Origin of the sequence: Gluconobacter oxydans DSM 3504 (assembly GCF_000583855.1) — a bacterium.
In the GTDB taxonomy this organism is placed as follows: Bacteria; Pseudomonadota; Alphaproteobacteria; order Acetobacterales; family Acetobacteraceae; genus Gluconobacter; species Gluconobacter oxydans.
Window position 1 is genome coordinate 2,188,977 of sequence record NZ_CP004373.1, and the last position, 15,218, is coordinate 2,204,194.

The window sequence follows — 15,218 nt, forward strand, 5'->3', positions numbered from 1 at the left end:
GTCAGGACGAAGACACCTGATCATCTGCCGGCTTGTCGGCCGGAACGCCACACCGGGCCAAAAGCCTGCGCAGCATGTTGATGACCGGGAAGACTTCTTGGTTGTGGTCGCCGCCCAGTTCGTTCCAGGCCGCCTGTTCCAGCTCCACGATGTCCCGGTCTTCCTTGAAGATCCGCTCCGTGAACGCGACGAGGAACGGCCAGGCGATATCCAGAACCAGCTTCGCCTTCGGGCGGCGGATCGACAGCAGCCCGAACACGCGGCAGGTCTTCTCTTCAGCATCCTGCGGCACGTACACGATCCACAGATCCATGACCGGCGGCTCGTCACCGGTTGCGATGCGCAGCGTCTGGTACGGATATTCCGTCCGGATCGTCATGACGTCCTTGTGGGCGTATTTCTCGCTCGCGTCGCGACGCTCACCGAAGATGAACGTCTCGCCCCAGGGCTGCTTGCCACCGGTGCGGGCGAAGCTGTAGCGCGCCTCGACCAGTGTGGGCTCGTCCCGGCCGCCGAGGAAACGCGGCTTCATCTGGCCCATCTGCTTCATGTGCATGAACTGATGGTTCATATCCATCAGGTTCTCATGCATGAAACTGTAATGGCAGGCGACCGTCTCACCGAAACGGCGGGTCTTGTATTCGGGGTTGCCCACCGAGCCCAGTTGCGGAAACGGCGTACTCTCGGCTTTTGCCGGATCGCCCGGGAAGATGAAGATCAGCCCGCCTTCCTCGCGGCACGGATAGGTCCGCACACCGTTGGGAAGCTTGCCCTTGCCCAGATACGGCACGTCAATGCAGCGCCCCGAACGGCCATAGGCCCATCCGTGGTAGCAGCACTGGACCGCTTCACCACTGACCTTGCCGAGGCTGAGCGGAACCTGCCGGTGCGCGCAGCGGTCTTCCAGTGCGAATACGCTGCCGTCCATGGGGCGTACGAGCGCGATCGGCTGCCCGGCATAGCGCGTGCCGATGGTCTTGCCGCGCTTGAGTTCGCGCGACCAGGCGACCGGGTACCAGTAGTCGGGGTTGGACAGCACGCGCCGGAGATCCCCGGTCTTGCGGACCACATCTTCCACGGGAGAATATTCACCGATATCCGGGGCGATGACCCGATCCGTGTCCGGAGATGTGCTTTCGGCAGCAGCAGAAGAGGCAGAAATAGTCTGCGACATGAGTATCCTGATCCGTGATGAAACCGCGACGTCGTCTTGTTGGACATCAGCCTAACAGGCAAAGCCCCACCACAGGAAGAGATCATTCTTCACGGACGCAGCGCGTCTTTCCCGCAACATGCGGCACAAAAACCATCTTTTTCGTGTCATTGAAACATCATCTGGCAATGCTGGCGCTTTTCGGGCGATGCAGGCACGTTTAGGAGACCGCTTCCCAAAGTTCATAAATCACAGATTCCGGAGTTTCGGCCACGGTGCGAACCAGATCCCTGCTTCTTTCCTCCATCGCACTGTTTGCAGTCCGTCAGTCAGCCCTGGCCGCGGGCCACCAGCCTCTTCCGGCAGCCGACGATGCGGCGCCGGTCACGGCCCATGCCCGCACCCATGCGGCATCGCGCCATGCCGCAAACGTCACTCCGGCTTCGGGAGTCAAAAACACGCCGACCCGGAACACGCCTGCCCGCCACAAGGCCGAGGCGCTGGAATCCCGTGCAACGGAAAGCGTCGCTGTTACCGGACGTCAGCTGACGGGCCGTGATGCCGAGCAGGCCGTCTCCAAGGCCATCATGCGCCAGTATGTTCCGGGAACCAGCGCTTACAAGATGCTGGACCGTACGCCGGGCGTGAGCTTCACCTCCACCGATCCGTTCGGAATCGACAGCTTCGGCGCCAATCTTTACGTCCGCGGGTTCTTCATGAACCAGATGGGCGTCACGGTGGATGGCGTGCCGCTGAACGATCAGACGTACCAGTCCGTCAGTGGCATGAGCCTTGCCTCCGCCATCATCCCCGACGATATCCAGTCCATGCGCATGTCTCAGGGCGCAGGTTCGGTCGAACTCCCCTCGACCAACACGCTGGGCGGGACGATCCAGATCGGCTCTTCGGACCCGGAGGACAAGCGCGGCGGCAAGGTCAGCCAGTCCTTTGGCAGCTATGGCTCATACCGTACCTATGTCCGTCTGGACTCCGGCAAGCTGAACCCGACCGGTACGAAGTTCTACACCTCCTATGCCCGCACGGATGAAGGCATGTGGATGGGGAGCGGCGACCAGTTCATGCAGCAGGTCGATGCCAAGCTCGTCCAGCCGATCAATGAACGCAGCCGCATGTCGGCTTTCTTCAACTGGTCCAGTCTGGCCCAGTGGAACTATCCGGACACGTCTATCGGCATCCTGAAGAACCTCGGCTGGCGCACGCCGCATCTCTATCCGAATTACGGGCTGGCTTACGGGATCGCCAATGGCACGAGCGCGCTTCCGACCGGTTACGGGAATGTACCGGGCATCGATGGCTCCAACATCGCCATGTATGACGGCGGCCAGGCTGAAACCAACTATATGGGCGGTCTGCATTTTGACCTCGCCCTGACCGATCACCTGACCTGGAACACCACGATCTACGGTCACAGCCAGACCGGCTATTACAGCTATACGGATTCGGACGATCCCTCGCCGAACGGCGCGCCGTTCTCTGAAGAAGTCTGGCAGAACCGTCAGGAGCGTTACGGCCTCGACACCAGCCTGCGCTATAAATGGGGCCGCCACACTTTCGAAGGCGGCGTCTGGTATGAGAACAACAACCAGCAGGCAGGGCTGTTCAATTACCAGCAGCCGATTCTGGGACAGGGCGCGCCACTCAAGGCTGTGGGCCCCTATGACGTTTATGGTCCGGCCTTCCTCGAGGGCTATAACTTCCAGTGGACCACGAACGTCATGCAGTTCCACCTGCAGGACAGCATCCAGCTTGCCCAGGGCCTGACGCTGCATGCCGGCTTCAAGTCCATGACGGCCACCACGTCCGGCGGTGCGCAGTACAATAATGCTGACTGGACAGGCGCCGATGCCCTGCCGAACGGCTCCCTGACCGCATCACAGGCTTTCCTGCCGCACGTCAATCTGGACTGGCACATCAACCGCCACCACGAGATCTATGTGGACGTGGCCGAGAACATGCGAGCCTATGAAGTCTCGGCCTATGGTGTGGCGAACTCGGTCTATTCCGTGCAGGATCAGGCCACGTTCCAGGCCCAGAAAAAGTCCCTCGAGCCGTCCAAGGCGTGGGTCTATCTCGGCGGCTACCGCTATACGTCGAAGTACCTTCAGGCGAACGCCACCGTCTATCACGCCAGTCTGATCCACCCGATCCTGGCGGCAGCTGTCGGCTCCCTGACCAATCCGGTTTCGCAGGTCATCGATTTCGGCCACATCTCCATGACGGGTGCGAATGGTGACATCACAGTCACCCCGATCGACGGCCTGAGCATCAGCAACAACCTGAGCTACAACAAGGGCACGTACGACCGGAATGTCGACACGGTTGGTGGCTATTATGCTCTGGCGGGCAAGAACATCGTCAACTACCCGGCCTGGATGTACAAGGCCGCCATTGCCTATAGCTGGAAGGGCATGACCGCGCATTTCGATGCGAATTACTACAGCCGCCGCTACTACAGCTTCATGAACGACACCTCGATTGGCGGTTACTGGCTCGCCAACGCCGGCGCGCAATACCGTTTTGGCAAGCTGAGCGTCCTCAAGGACGTCACGGCAAGCTTCAACGTCTATAACCTGTTCAACACCAAATACATCTCCATGATGGGCGAGAACGACAACCCTGCCGTCGGCGACTACCAGTCGATGGAGCGCGGTGCCGTTCGGGAGTTCTTCGGAACCATCAGCGCGTCATTCTGACCCGCGGAAGAGGCAGGCGGCTTTGGCTGCCTGCCTTCATCGTCAGGAGAAAACGGGCAAAACTGCCGGGTCAGGGTCGTCGGCGTTTCGTCCCGTCAGACATGCGCGGGCCTTACTCACAACACGTCTGCCCCGGCTCACAGTGCGTCGGAACAACTGCCGCAGAACGAGGATATTTTTTCCTGCTCCCGTCAGCAGCATCGCGAACGCAAGGCTGGACGCCGCTTCGACGAAGGACATAACTTCAAAACTGGTAGCGAAACCAAGAACATCCGGAGCCATCTGTAGGCTTGCGGCAAAACCATCATGGCCCAGTAGCCAAGTGGCACAGCCCACAAGCAGAAGAGTTCCCAGCGCAAGAATGCCTGCAGTGTAGGGAAACTCTCTCACCCATCTGACGGGACGTGTCACAAGCCGATCACGACAGATTCTGCCGATAGATGTATCTGGAGCCGCATAAGCCAGAAAAAATGCGGCGATTATCATCAGGATGATCATATTGCTACTCTCGTGCGTTCGACGTCTTGTGCGAGCACAAACAGCCCTGAAATTCAGGCATCCTGTTCGGGGGTTACACCCAGTTCGGCGCTCAGATCGCTGATGAACTGCGAGGCCACACGACCGGATCGGCTGCCACGCGCCATAGCCCATTGCAGCGCTTTCCGGCGGAGTTCCTCGCGCGGAACCGGCAGCTTGTAATAAGCCGCATAGGCTTCGACGATCGCCAGATAATCGTCCTGCGTCGCGCCATAGAGTCCGATCCACAGACCGAACCGGTCCGAAAGCGAGACCTTTTCCTCAATGGCTTCCGACGGGTTGATCGCACTGCCCGTCTCGTTCTCGATCATGTCCCGCGGCATCAGATGACGCCGGTTCGATGTCGCATAGATCAGCACGTTCTCAGGGCGTCCGCCGATCCCGCCATCGAGAACAGATTTGAGCGACTTGTAATCCGCATCCTGGCTTTCGAACGATAGGTCATCACAGAACAGGATGCAGCGCCGCTTCGTGGTGCGCAGGACGGCCAGCAGCTTCGGCAGCGAAGACAGTTCGTCACGCTGGATTTCGATCAGCGCGAGTGTCCCGCCGCCCTTTGCCCGCTGTTCCTCGTTCACGGCTGCGACGGACGCCTTCACCAGCGAGGACTTGCCCATCCCTCGCGCGCCCCACAGCATCACGTTGTTCGCGCTGAAGCCTTCCGCGAAATGCCGGGTATTGGTCATGACCTGATCCATCTGCCTCTTCACGCCCTGAAGCAGGGACAGCGGCACACCCGAAACCTTCTCGACCGGTGTCAGAACGCCCAGAGCGGCCTGCCACAGAAAGGCGTCATGTTTATGCAGGATGTCCGCACTCGGCGGCGGCGGGCTCATCCGCTCCAGACTGTCGGCAATACGTTCGAGAACACTGAGCAGGGCATGGTCGGTCATGGAAAACGGTCCCGGAACGAAAGGGGTTGAGATCAAAAGACATCGGCGCCGTGCTTGACGGGCAGCCCCCGGACGATATGGTCCCCGCCAGCTTCACTCAAGACTGGACCCTTACATCCATGAGCAGTCTGTTCATTTCTTCCGCCCAGGCCGCCGATGGTGGTGGCCTGCTGTCCAATCCGCAGGTGCTTCAGTTCGCCCCGATGATTTTCATCTTCGTGGTGTTCTATTTCCTGCTCATCCGTCCCCAGCAGCAGCGCGCCCGCAAGCTGCGTGACGAGCAGGGCTCCCTGCGTCGCGGTGACCGGATCGTGACGGCAGGCGGTATCGTCGGCGTCGTACAGGCCACCCGTGATGACAGCGACGAAGTGGATGTCGAGATCGCCCAGGGCGTGCGTGTGAAGATCGTCCGCAGCACGATCACGAACATCATGCCGCGTGACAAGCCGGCCAACGATTCCTGATCCGGTCTTCCAAAAGGCCCGTTCATGAAAAACGCCCCGCCCGGAAAACCGGACGGGGCGTTTTTTTATTCTGATGAGCCCGAAAGGGATCAGGCAGATTTCAGCTCGGCTTCCGCGAACTCGTAGTTGGCGAGCTTGTCCAGATAGTTCGTGATGTAGTCCGGACGACGGTTGCGGAAATCGAGGTAGTAAGCGTGCTCCCACACGTCGAGGCCCAACAGTGCCTTGCCCTGACCTTCGGCCAGCGGGTTGGAGCCGTTTGCCGTCTTCGTGACAGCCAGCTTGCCGGACTTGTCCAGCACCAGCCAGGCCCAGCCTGAGCCGAACTGCGTCGTGGCAGCCTGCTTGAAGAGCTTCTTGAATTCTTCGACGGAGCCGAAGTCTTCAGCGATCTTCTTTTCCAGACCGGTCGGGATCTGGCCGCCCTTGGGGGACAGGTTCTTCCAGAACAGGATGTGGTTCCAGTGCTGGCCTGCATTGTTGAAGACCGGAGCGATCTCGGGCTTGCCGTAGGAGAACGCGATGATCTCCTCAAGCGTCTTGCCAGCCAGTTCCGGCTTGCTTTCCACGAAACCGTTCAGCGCCGTGACATAGGCCTGATGGTGCTTGTCGTGGTGCAGTTCCAGCGTTTCCTGGCACATGCCGGCACCGGCGAGGGCGTTTTCTGCGTAGGGCAGGGGGGGAAGTTCGAAAGCCATGATGTCACTCCTTGGCAGAATAAGACGAGGTGACCGCCCTCAGGGGCGGCCGCTCCCGCATATCGTTCTCATTTATGGGGAAGATTGGCAACGCTGTGTTCCATCGCACCGATGAGGGCCGAGTAGTCCTCATTCGCATGCAGACGGTTCGAAAGGGCCAGCGCCTGATCGGCAACCGCCATGCCCGGCATGAATGCGCCAACCTTGCGTCCGGCATCCAGCAGAAGCCCCATATCCTTGGACATGAGCCGGGTCGGGAACTGGGACGGGAATTCGCGGTTCTGCCCCATCTTCAGCTTGCGCTTGTGATGCGGGCTGACCACAGCCACCTGCTGAAGCGTGTCGAACACGACATCACGGTCCAGTCCCGCGGCCAGCCCGTAAGAGACGCCTTCCGCGATGACGTTGAGCGTGGCACCCATCACGCCGTTCACAACCAGCTTCAGCCGTGCAGCCGAACCGGCAGGCCCGGCATGGATCGTCAGCTTACCGATGACGTCCAGCACCGGCTGCGCACGCTTGACCACGGCTTCGTCACCGCCCACGAGCATGACCAGATCGCCGGTCTCGGCTTCAGGCGTGCTGCCGGACATGGGGGCATCAAGCAGGGAAAACCCATGTTCGACAGCAAGGCTGGCAAAGGCGTCGGCCTGATCGGGGGAGACGGTGGAGGTATCGAGAACGAGCTTGCCGGGTGTCAGGGCCGCAAGTGCCCCGTTCTCGCCATGCAGGGATTCGTTTTCCGCCGCATCATTCGGCACACAGAAGATGATGATCTCGGCCGCTTCGGCAATCGCACGGGGCGAGGGAAGCATTTCCGTCTCGTCCTTGCCGCCCGACGGGGCATAAGCCACCACCGGATAACCGGCTTTCCGAAGATTGGCCCCCATACGCTGGGCCATGGCGCCATAACCGATAAAACCGATCTTTGGACTCGACATGGAAACTGGCTCCTTGTGATGCGTTGCAACAGACTAACGCATCATAGGTGCCAGAGTTTCGCAGAGTCCGGAAATTGATCATGGCGCTTTTTCGCTATCCCCGCCCCCTGCCATCCGAAATCACGCCGAGGGACATGTATCTCTCGCGACGCAGCCTCATCGGCGGTGCGGCAGCGCTGGGCGCAGTTTCCGCCACTGCTGACGCAGCAACACTCCAGACACATCCAGGGCCATATTCAGGGAGCCTCACGCCCACGCCACACGAAGACGTGACGCATTACAACAACTTCTACGAATTCGGCATGGGTAAGGCTGACCCCGCGACTCAGTCGCAGGCTTTCCATCCTCTGCCGTGGACGCTCGAAATCACCGGTCTCGTGCGTAAGCCAGTCCGTCTGGATGTGGAGCAGCTACTGCGCTCCCCGGCGATTGAGGAGCGCATCTACCGCATGCGCTGCGTGGAGGCGTGGTCCATGGTCATCCCCTGGGATGGTATCCCGCTTGCCACGCTGCTGAAGGATGCCGATCCCGATCCCCGCGCCACGCATGTCGCTTTCGAAAGCATCGTACGGCCCTCCGAAATGCCCGGTCAGACCGAAGCCCTGTCTGGCATCCAGTGGCCGTATGTCGAAGGTCTGCGTCTGGATGAGGCCATAAACCCGCTGACCCTGCTGGCACTCGGCATTTACGGTGAAACCCTGCCGAACCAGAACGGTGCGCCCCTGCGTCTCGTCGTCCCCTGGAAATATGGATTCAAGGGGATCAAATCGATCCAGCGCATCCGCCTGCTGGACCACGAGCCTCCGACAACGTGGAACAGGCTCGCTCCTGACGAATACGGCTTCTACGCCAACGTCAATCCGCAGGTCGATCATCCCCGCTGGAGCCAGGCGACCGAACGGGTCATCGGCGCCCATTCCCTGTTCGGCGCTATGCGGCAGCCGACCCTGATGTTCAATGGTTACGGGGAGCAGGTCGCAGATCTTTATCGTGGCATGGATCTGCGGAAAAACTTCTGATGCCGCCACGCCTCACGCCTGCGGTTTCAGAGATACCCGGCGTCTTGCAACGACACTGGCGCCTGGTCCTGTATCCCGTCGGCATGCTCCCGGCAGCGTGGCTCGTCTGGCAGGGGCAGCATGGTGCGCTCGGTGCCGATCCGGTCAATGTTTTTGAACGCTTACTGGGTCTGTGGGCATTCCGGTTCCTGCTGGCCTGCCTCGCCCTTGCGCCGCTGAGGCGTTTTACAGGCCTGAACCTGCTCCGATACCGGCGCCTGGCGGGTCTGCTGGCGTTTTTCTATGCCGGTCTGCACCTGCTGGCCTATGTCGGCCTCGATCACGGCTTTGACTGGTCAGTCCTGTGGGCGGACATGATGCACCGCTATTTCATCATTCTGGGAATGAGTGCGCTCGTCCTGCTCATTCCGCTTGCCCTCACGTCCAATGCCCTGTCCATGCGTCTGCTCAAGCGGCGATGGAAGTTTCTGCACCGGCTGATCTATCCCGCAGCAATTCTGGCGGGCATCCACTTTTTCCTGTCCTTCAAGACCCTGAACAGTGTGTCCGCTCCTTATCTCGCAGCCCTGGCCCTGATTCTGCTGAGCCGTCTCCTGCCGCGTTCACGGACAGGAAACGAGGTCTAGTCACAAGTTAGGCTGTTCAGGCAGCCGGCCGCAGGGCTGCACGGATTTTCGGAGAGAGTTCCGTCAGGGCAGAGCGCCGCTGCGTCAGCATGTCAGCCGGAATGGGGCGGGTCGGGAAGTGACATCCATCCGCCAGAAGCAGCCCGTCCGGCAGATGGGTGATTTCGCCGGGCCGGAAATCAAGCCGCGAAAGCGGAATTCCGCACGCCCCGAGCACGGCGATATGCGCGCTGATCCCGAGCGTCAGGACCAGCTTCAGCCTGTGCATGTTCTGCAGTTCAGTACACAGGGCCGCGCTGCATTCCTCAAGTTCGGAAGGAAGTGCCAGCGGCTGGGGAGAGAGGGGCTGCATCACGGTGGTGATGCGCCCCACGATCGCGTCCGGCGATGCGGGCGCTGCATCGAAAACGATAGTGTTGGCTCGCAGAAAGGAGCCCAGAGTCTCCACGGCGTCTTCCGGATCGAGGCACACGATCAGCATCTCGGCTGAAAGAGGCCCAATTCCTGACCGCCCCCCTTCCGAAGCGGGAAGAGGCGGCGGCGGGGAAGCGGTCGGTCCGGTAGAAGCCCGAGGTGTCATGAATCTCTAGTCTCGTCACTGTTGATGTCGGCAGGATGACGGACAGGTCCCTGTCTGGGGGGATTGCGCGGTTCCGCCTGACGGCGCGTGAACGAAGGCGCAATGTCGGCCAGTTCCACGAACAGGTCAGCCTGACGGCGCAGGTCGTCCCCGATCATGGGGGGCGTCGAGCGCATCGAGGAAATGACCGTAACCCGGACCCCGCGCGCCTGTACCGCTTCCACGGCGCGCCGCAGGTCGGAATCACCGCTTACGATCACGGCATGATCGAGGCGGCCGGCCTGTTCCAGAAGATCCACTGTCAGTTCGACATCCATGTTTCCCTTGATACGCCGTCTTCCTGAATGATCCGTAAACTCCCGGGCATTTTTCAGCACGAGGTGATAGCCGTTATAAGCCAGCCAGTCGGTCAGGGGACGAAGGGGGGAATAGTCGTCCGTTTCGGGCATCGCGGCGTAATAGAAGGCACGCTGGAAAAGGCACTGGCTTTCAAACAGGTTGCGCAGGCTGCGGAAGTCGACTTCAAACCCCAGATTGCGGGCTGCGTGATGGAGGCTGGCGCCGTCGATGAAAAGGGCTGTGCGTTCGTTCTGGCGCAGAAGCATAATGGTAATCCTGGTATGTAAAATATGTTTCCCTGTACGACAGGGGCAGAGGCTGCCTTCCAGCTGCGAACGAGCTTGGATGCACTCAGGTTCAATTCCGGAGGTGAGGCAGGTGCGGATTGCAATCGCATGAACCGCATGTTATTGCCAGCATTCTCTCTTATTTTATTCCTAGTCTTACCCGAAGGGGGCCTGTCGCATGGCGCGCGTAACCGTCGAAGATTGCATCGAGAAGGTTCCTAACCGTTTCGAACTGGTTCTGCTTGCTGCACAGCGTGCACGCGGCCTGTCGCGCGGTGAGGAAATCCGTCTGGATCGTGAAAACGACAAGAACACGGTCGTCGCCCTGCGCGAAATCGCCGAAGACAAGGTGAGCCTGCCGGTCCTGCGCGAAGGCATCATCCGCTCCCTGGCCCGTGCGCCGGAGCCGGAGCCCGTCGATGAGGAAGTGCTGGATCTCATCCCGACCGACCAGAACATCTTCGGTCTTCAGGATGTCTCCACCGAGGAAGAGCATGCCCACATGGCAGAGAACATGTCTGCTGACGAGGCTGCCGCGATCGAAGCTGAACTGGGTGGCCGGGGTCGTCGCTGATTTCTGCCCAATTCCACTGAAAGGGGGATATGCTTCATGCCTGATGCATCTTCCCCGACTGCGCCCCCGCCCGTAGCGAGCGGGGACTTCAAGCCGTCCATTGCCGGACTGCTCCGACGGATCGAAAGCTACGATCCGTCCGCCGATCTGACCCGGATCGAAGCCGCCTATGATGTCGCCGCAAACGCCCATAACGGGCAGCGTCGCGATAATGGCGATGCCTACATTACCCATCCCATCGCTGTCGCAAATATCCTTGCCGGTTTCCGCATGGACGCGACTTCGATCATGGTGGGGCTGCTTCACGATACCGTCGAAGATACGGGTGTCTCCTGTGACTCCTTGAAAGCCCGTTTTGGTGAAGATGTCGCGGCTCTCGTCGATGGCGTGACGAAGCTCACCCGGCTTGAACTCCAGTCCGACCGCACCAAACAGGCCGAGAATTTCCGCAAGCTCGTTCTGGCCATGTCGCGGGATATTCGCGTCCTGATCGTCAAGCTGGCCGATCGTCTGCACAACATGCGCACGCTGCATTACGTGCAGCGGACCGATCGCCGGCAGCGTATCGCCCGCGAGACGATGGATATCTATGCGCCTCTGGCCGAGCGCATCGGTATGGATCGGGTCAAGACGGAGCTTCAGAACCTTTCCTTCGCCCAGCTTGAGCCCGAAGCCGATGCAACGATCCGTGCCCGCCTGAACTTCCTGCGGGGGCAGGGGGCAGATGTCATCGAGCAGGTCCGTCAGGAACTGATGGCCCTGTGCGCCGAAAGCGGGATCGACAAGGTCGAAGTGACGGGGCGCGAAAAATCGCCCTATTCGATCTGGGAAAAAATGCAGCGTCGAAATGTGGCGTTCGAGCAGCTCTCGGACATCATGGCGTTCCGTCTGCTCGTTCCCACACGCGACGCCTGCTACATGGCGCTCGGCGCGATCCACGGCGCTTATCCGATGATCGCCGGGCGCTTCAAGGATTACATTTCTACACCCAAGGCCAACGGATATCAGAGTCTTCATACCGGCGTGACCCTGCGTCATCCGCGCAATCAGAAGATCGAGGTCCAGATCCGGACCGCCGAAATGCACGATCTGGCTGAAAACGGCGTGGCGTCGCACTGGGCCTATAAGGAACACGCAACGCCGAGCGAGCGTGAAGCTGCCGCTCTGTCGTCGGCCTTCGGCGCGCCAACCCGCAAGCTGCGCTGGGTTCAGGACCTGCTGGAAATTCTCGAGGACAGTCAGGCTCCCGACGAGTTCCTCGAAAATACCAAGCTCGAACTCTATCAGGACCAGGTTTTCTGCTTCACCCCCAAGGGGCAGCTGATTTCCCTGCCGCGCGGCGCAACACCCGTTGACTTTGCCTATGCCGTGCACAGTCAGGTCGGCGACACCTGTGTCGGCGCGAAGGTCAATGGTCGTCTGATGCCCCTGCGGCACGAACTGCAGAACGGCGACCAGGTCGAGATCATGACGGCCCGTGGCGGCACGCCGTCCCCGTCCTGGGAGCGGTTCGTCGCAACCGGCAAGGCCCGTGCCCGTATCCGGCGCTTCGTGGCGCAGCAGCAGCGTCAGGTCCATCTCGACAACGGTCGCGCCGCCATCGCCAAGGCGTTCCGTCAGGAAGGCGTGGACGGTTCCGAAAAAGTCCTCGATGGGATTCTCAAGGAACTGCGTCAGGCGTCGGTGGAAGACCTGTACGTCTCGGTCGGAAACGGTCAGCTCGGCCCCAAGGATGTGGTCAATACGGCCTATCCGGAGCTGCGTCAGAGCGTCCGTGCGCCGAGAATGGTGCCCGGCCTTTCTCCTCGCTTTGGCCAGTCCCTCATGCTCGGTGCAGGGCATGCCGGATCCAAGAACACGGCGACCCATTCGGGAAGCACGATCAAGGGAATCGGTTCAGGCATCGCCATCAGCTTTGCAGGCTGCTGCCGCCCGCTGCCGGGTGATCCGATCGTCGGGATCATCGCTCAGGGCAAGGGGGTCACGATCCACCGTCGTGGCTGCCAGAACCTGTCTAGCTTCGCCGATACGCCCGAGCGTTTCCTGGAGGTGGACTGGGACTACGAGGCTCTCGGTCGCCGTCAAGGGGCCGAACCTTATACGGCCCGCCTGTCGGTCGTGGCCGCCAACGAACCCGAAGTTCTTGCAACGCTTACCAATGTGGCCGCCAAGCACAATGGCAGCGTCATCAACCTCAAGATCGTCAACCGGCAGCTCGATTTCATGGAAATTCTGGTTGATCTTGAAGTGAAGGATCTGCGTCACCTCTCGTCCATGATCGCAGCATTCCGGACAGCGGTGGGCGTCATGCAGGTCGAGCGGGCCAAGGGATGACGTCATGATCCTCGGCATGGGGACGGACCTGTGCATGATTTCGCGCATTGAAAAAAGCGTCGAACGCTTTGGGGACCGTTTCCTGAATCGCGTTTTTACCGAAGCCGAGCGCGCCTATGCTGATCGTTTCGCGGGGGCTGCGCGCATGGGGAGCTATGCGAAGCGCTGGGCGGCCAAGGAAGCCTGCGCCAAGGCTCTGGGAACAGGCTTCGCCAATGGGGTTCTGCTTCAGGATATCGGAGTCTGTAATGGCCCGGGCGGCGCGCCGGAACTCCTGCTTTCAGGCGGGGCGGAAGAAGCCCTGAAGCGCCTGACCCCGCCAGGGCAGGGAGCCCAGCTTCTCGTCAGTATGAGCGATGATCCGCCCTTTGCCCTTGCGCAGGTCATCATACAATCCGTCCCCCTGACGGGTGTGCAGTCCGCTCCGCAAGCATCCGTCCGGATTGAACCGCTCGCCAATGCCGCCAAGCTGCGTTAAGAGCGTCTCATGACCAAGGAGAACAGGCCCGTGCAGGGTTCAGAAAGTGCCGGCGACAAGCCCGCGCGCCGCGAAGAGACGCTTGGCGAGAGCATCCGCTATTTCTGCGTGCTGCTGCTGGCCGTATTTGCCGTGCGATCCCTCGTGGTGGAGCCTTTCAACATCCCGTCCGGCTCTATGATCCCGACGCTGCAGATCGGCGATTTCGTTCTGGTCTCGAAGTTCAGCTACGGCTATTCGCGCTTCTCGTTTCCGTTCTCGCCGAATGTCTTCAACGGCCGGATCCTGGGTTCCGAACCTCATCGCGGCGATGTCGCGGTCTTCCGTTTTACGCGTGATACGTCCGTAGACTACATCAAGCGCATCATCGGTCTGCCCGGCGACCATATTCAGGTTACGGGCGGCAAGCTGATCCTCAATGGTATTGAAGTTCCCCGCACGTCGCTGGGTCACTACGAAGTGCTGGACGAGAACAACCGTCTCCTCAGTGGCGACCGCTATCGTGAGAGCCTTCCGGGAAGTGCGGGTCGTCCCACCGTCGAGCATGATATCCTCAAGCTGACGGATGAGGGATTCGCCAACGACACGCCCGAATATGTCGTGCCGGAGGGCTCTTTTTTCGCCATGGGTGATGACCGTGACGACAGTGCCGACAGCCGCTTTCAGGGCGATGGTCCGGATGATCTCGGCTTTGTCCCGATGCAGAACCTTGTCGGTCGCGCGCCCATCGTCCTGTTCTCCATGGATATGCGTCACCCTGCCTGGCAGTTCTGGTACTGGCCGACCGAGATCCGCTGGAACCGCTTCCTGCATTCCGTCACATGAAACTTTCCCACACAGAAGCCCTGGCCTCGATGCAGGCCGCCCTGGGGCATAACTTCAAGAAGCCCGAACTGCTGAGCGAGGCCCTGACGCACCGTTCTGCCGTCTCCGGACGTGACCCGCGTCGTGCCCGCCGGAACCAGCGCCCCAAGGGCAGCGGATCGAACGAACGCCTCGAATTCATTGGCGATCGCGTCCTCGGCCTGCTGATGGCCGAGTGGCTGCTGGAGCGCTATCCGGACGAGCAGGAAGGGGCCCTCGGTCCCCGTCACGCCCATCTGGTATCACGGACCGTGCTGGCCGAAATCGCCGATCAGGTCGGTCTCTCGGCCTCGCTCCAGATTTCCCCGCATGAGGAAGATGCCGGGATCCGGCGTCTGTCCAGCATCCGTGCGGACGCGATGGAAGCCCTTCTCGGTGCGCTGTATCTCGATGGCGGTCTGGAACCGGCCCGCCGTGTGGTGCACCAGTACTGGCAGTCCCGCATCGAAAGCGCCGACCGGCCCCACAAGGAGCCCAAGACGCTGCTGCAGGAATACATGCTCTCGCAGGGGCTGCCGCTTCCGCATTACGAACTCCTGTCTTCGGACGGTCCGTCACATGCGCCGGTTTTTCGCGTCAGCGTCACGACCATGGGGCATACGGGAACGGGAGAAGCCGGCAGCAAGAGGCTGGCAGAAAGCGCAGCGGCAACCGCCCTGCTGAAACACCTCGGTCAGAATGTGGCGTCCTGAGATGTCATCAACAAAGGATCAGAAC

At 60.7% G+C, this 15,218-nt stretch carries 16 protein-coding genes; 9 read left to right on the forward strand and 7 right to left on the reverse strand.

The annotated features are described in order from the left end of the window. Position 1 precedes the first annotated feature (1 nt). The gene (locus tag GLS_RS09650; RefSeq protein ID WP_080691948.1) at positions 2-1,174 is read right to left on the reverse strand and encodes a Rieske 2Fe-2S domain-containing protein; all 1,173 of its coding nucleotides are present in this window, start codon (positions 1,172-1,174) and stop codon (positions 2-4) included. Between the two features lie 479 nt (positions 1,175-1,653). On the opposite strand from GLS_RS09650, the gene GLS_RS09655 reads away from it, so the two are divergent. Continuing rightward, entirely contained in the window at positions 1,654-3,867 is a 2,214-nt protein-coding gene (locus tag GLS_RS09655) for a TonB-dependent receptor (RefSeq protein WP_405002438.1), read from the forward strand. A 42-nt stretch (positions 3,868-3,909) separates the two neighbouring features. Here GLS_RS09655 and GLS_RS09660 read toward each other — a convergent pair whose 3' ends face one another. Beyond that, complete coding sequence (locus GLS_RS09660; RefSeq protein ID WP_041112067.1) at positions 3,910-4,365, reverse strand: hypothetical protein; 456 nt, start codon at positions 4,363-4,365, stop codon at positions 3,910-3,912. Positions 4,366-4,418: 53 nt separating this feature from the next. Next, a complete protein-coding gene (locus GLS_RS09665; protein WP_041112068.1) occupies positions 4,419-5,297 on the reverse strand; it encodes an ATP-binding protein in 879 nt (292 codons plus the stop codon). 119 nt (positions 5,298-5,416) lie between these two features. On the opposite strand from GLS_RS09665, the gene yajC reads away from it, so the two are divergent. Further along, complete coding sequence (gene yajC, locus GLS_RS09670) at positions 5,417-5,761, forward strand: preprotein translocase subunit YajC (protein WP_024716829.1); 345 nt, start codon at positions 5,417-5,419, stop codon at positions 5,759-5,761. Positions 5,762-5,850: 89 nt separating this feature from the next. Here yajC and GLS_RS09675 read toward each other — a convergent pair whose 3' ends face one another. Then, a complete protein-coding gene (locus GLS_RS09675) occupies positions 5,851-6,459 on the reverse strand; it encodes a superoxide dismutase (protein ID WP_011253320.1) in 609 nt (202 codons plus the stop codon). Between the two features lie 68 nt (positions 6,460-6,527). Next, positions 6,528-7,400 (reverse strand): NAD(P)-dependent oxidoreductase, encoded by an 873-nt coding sequence (locus GLS_RS09680; RefSeq protein WP_011253321.1) that lies wholly within the window; start codon positions 7,398-7,400, stop codon positions 6,528-6,530. 80 nt (positions 7,401-7,480) lie between these two features. On the opposite strand from GLS_RS09680, the gene msrP reads away from it, so the two are divergent. After that, positions 7,481-8,419, forward strand: coding sequence for a protein-methionine-sulfoxide reductase catalytic subunit MsrP (gene msrP, locus GLS_RS09685; RefSeq protein ID WP_041112069.1), 939 nt, complete (start codon positions 7,481-7,483; stop codon positions 8,417-8,419). Continuing rightward, positions 8,419-9,045: a protein-methionine-sulfoxide reductase heme-binding subunit MsrQ gene (gene msrQ, locus GLS_RS09690; protein ID WP_080691949.1), complete on the forward strand. Its 627-nt coding sequence runs from the start codon at positions 8,419-8,421 to the stop codon at positions 9,043-9,045. Before msrP ends, msrQ begins: the two co-directional genes overlap by 1 nt. A 16-nt stretch (positions 9,046-9,061) precedes the next feature. Here the strand turns inward: msrQ and GLS_RS09695 are convergent, their stop codons facing one another. Both GLS_RS09695 and GLS_RS09700 read right to left on the reverse strand, forming a co-directional pair. After that, positions 9,062-9,625, reverse strand: coding sequence for a uracil-DNA glycosylase family protein (locus tag GLS_RS09695; RefSeq protein ID WP_041112070.1), 564 nt, complete (start codon positions 9,623-9,625; stop codon positions 9,062-9,064). Continuing rightward, positions 9,622-10,230 carry a LabA-like NYN domain-containing protein gene (locus GLS_RS09700; protein WP_041112071.1) on the reverse strand — a complete coding sequence of 203 codons (609 nt, stop codon included), beginning with the start codon at positions 10,228-10,230 and terminating at the stop codon, positions 9,622-9,624. Before GLS_RS09700 ends, GLS_RS09695 begins: the two co-directional genes overlap by 4 nt. Before the next feature lie 199 nt (positions 10,231-10,429). Here GLS_RS09700 and rpoZ point away from each other — a divergent pair, with 199 nt between their 5' ends. Genes rpoZ through rnc form a run of 5 tightly spaced genes read left to right on the forward strand, consistent with a single transcriptional unit; the run spans position 10,430 to position 15,193 of the window. Further along, positions 10,430-10,825, forward strand: coding sequence for a DNA-directed RNA polymerase subunit omega (gene rpoZ, locus GLS_RS09705; protein ID WP_024716831.1), 396 nt, complete (start codon positions 10,430-10,432; stop codon positions 10,823-10,825). Between the two features lie 36 nt (positions 10,826-10,861). Further along, the gene (locus GLS_RS09710) at positions 10,862-13,159 is read left to right on the forward strand and encodes a RelA/SpoT family protein (RefSeq protein ID WP_041112072.1); all 2,298 of its coding nucleotides are present in this window, start codon (positions 10,862-10,864) and stop codon (positions 13,157-13,159) included. 4 nt (positions 13,160-13,163) lie between these two features. Then, positions 13,164-13,637: a holo-ACP synthase gene (gene acpS / locus GLS_RS09715; protein ID WP_041112073.1), complete on the forward strand. Its 474-nt coding sequence runs from the start codon at positions 13,164-13,166 to the stop codon at positions 13,635-13,637. A 30-nt stretch (positions 13,638-13,667) separates the two neighbouring features. After that, positions 13,668-14,462, forward strand: a complete 795-nt coding sequence (lepB, locus tag GLS_RS09720) for a signal peptidase I (RefSeq protein ID WP_041112074.1) — start codon at positions 13,668-13,670, stop codon at positions 14,460-14,462. Further along, positions 14,459-15,193: a ribonuclease III gene (gene rnc, locus GLS_RS09725; protein WP_024716833.1), complete on the forward strand. Its 735-nt coding sequence runs from the start codon at positions 14,459-14,461 to the stop codon at positions 15,191-15,193. Before lepB ends, rnc begins: the two co-directional genes overlap by 4 nt. Positions 15,194-15,218: the final 25 nt, after the last annotated feature.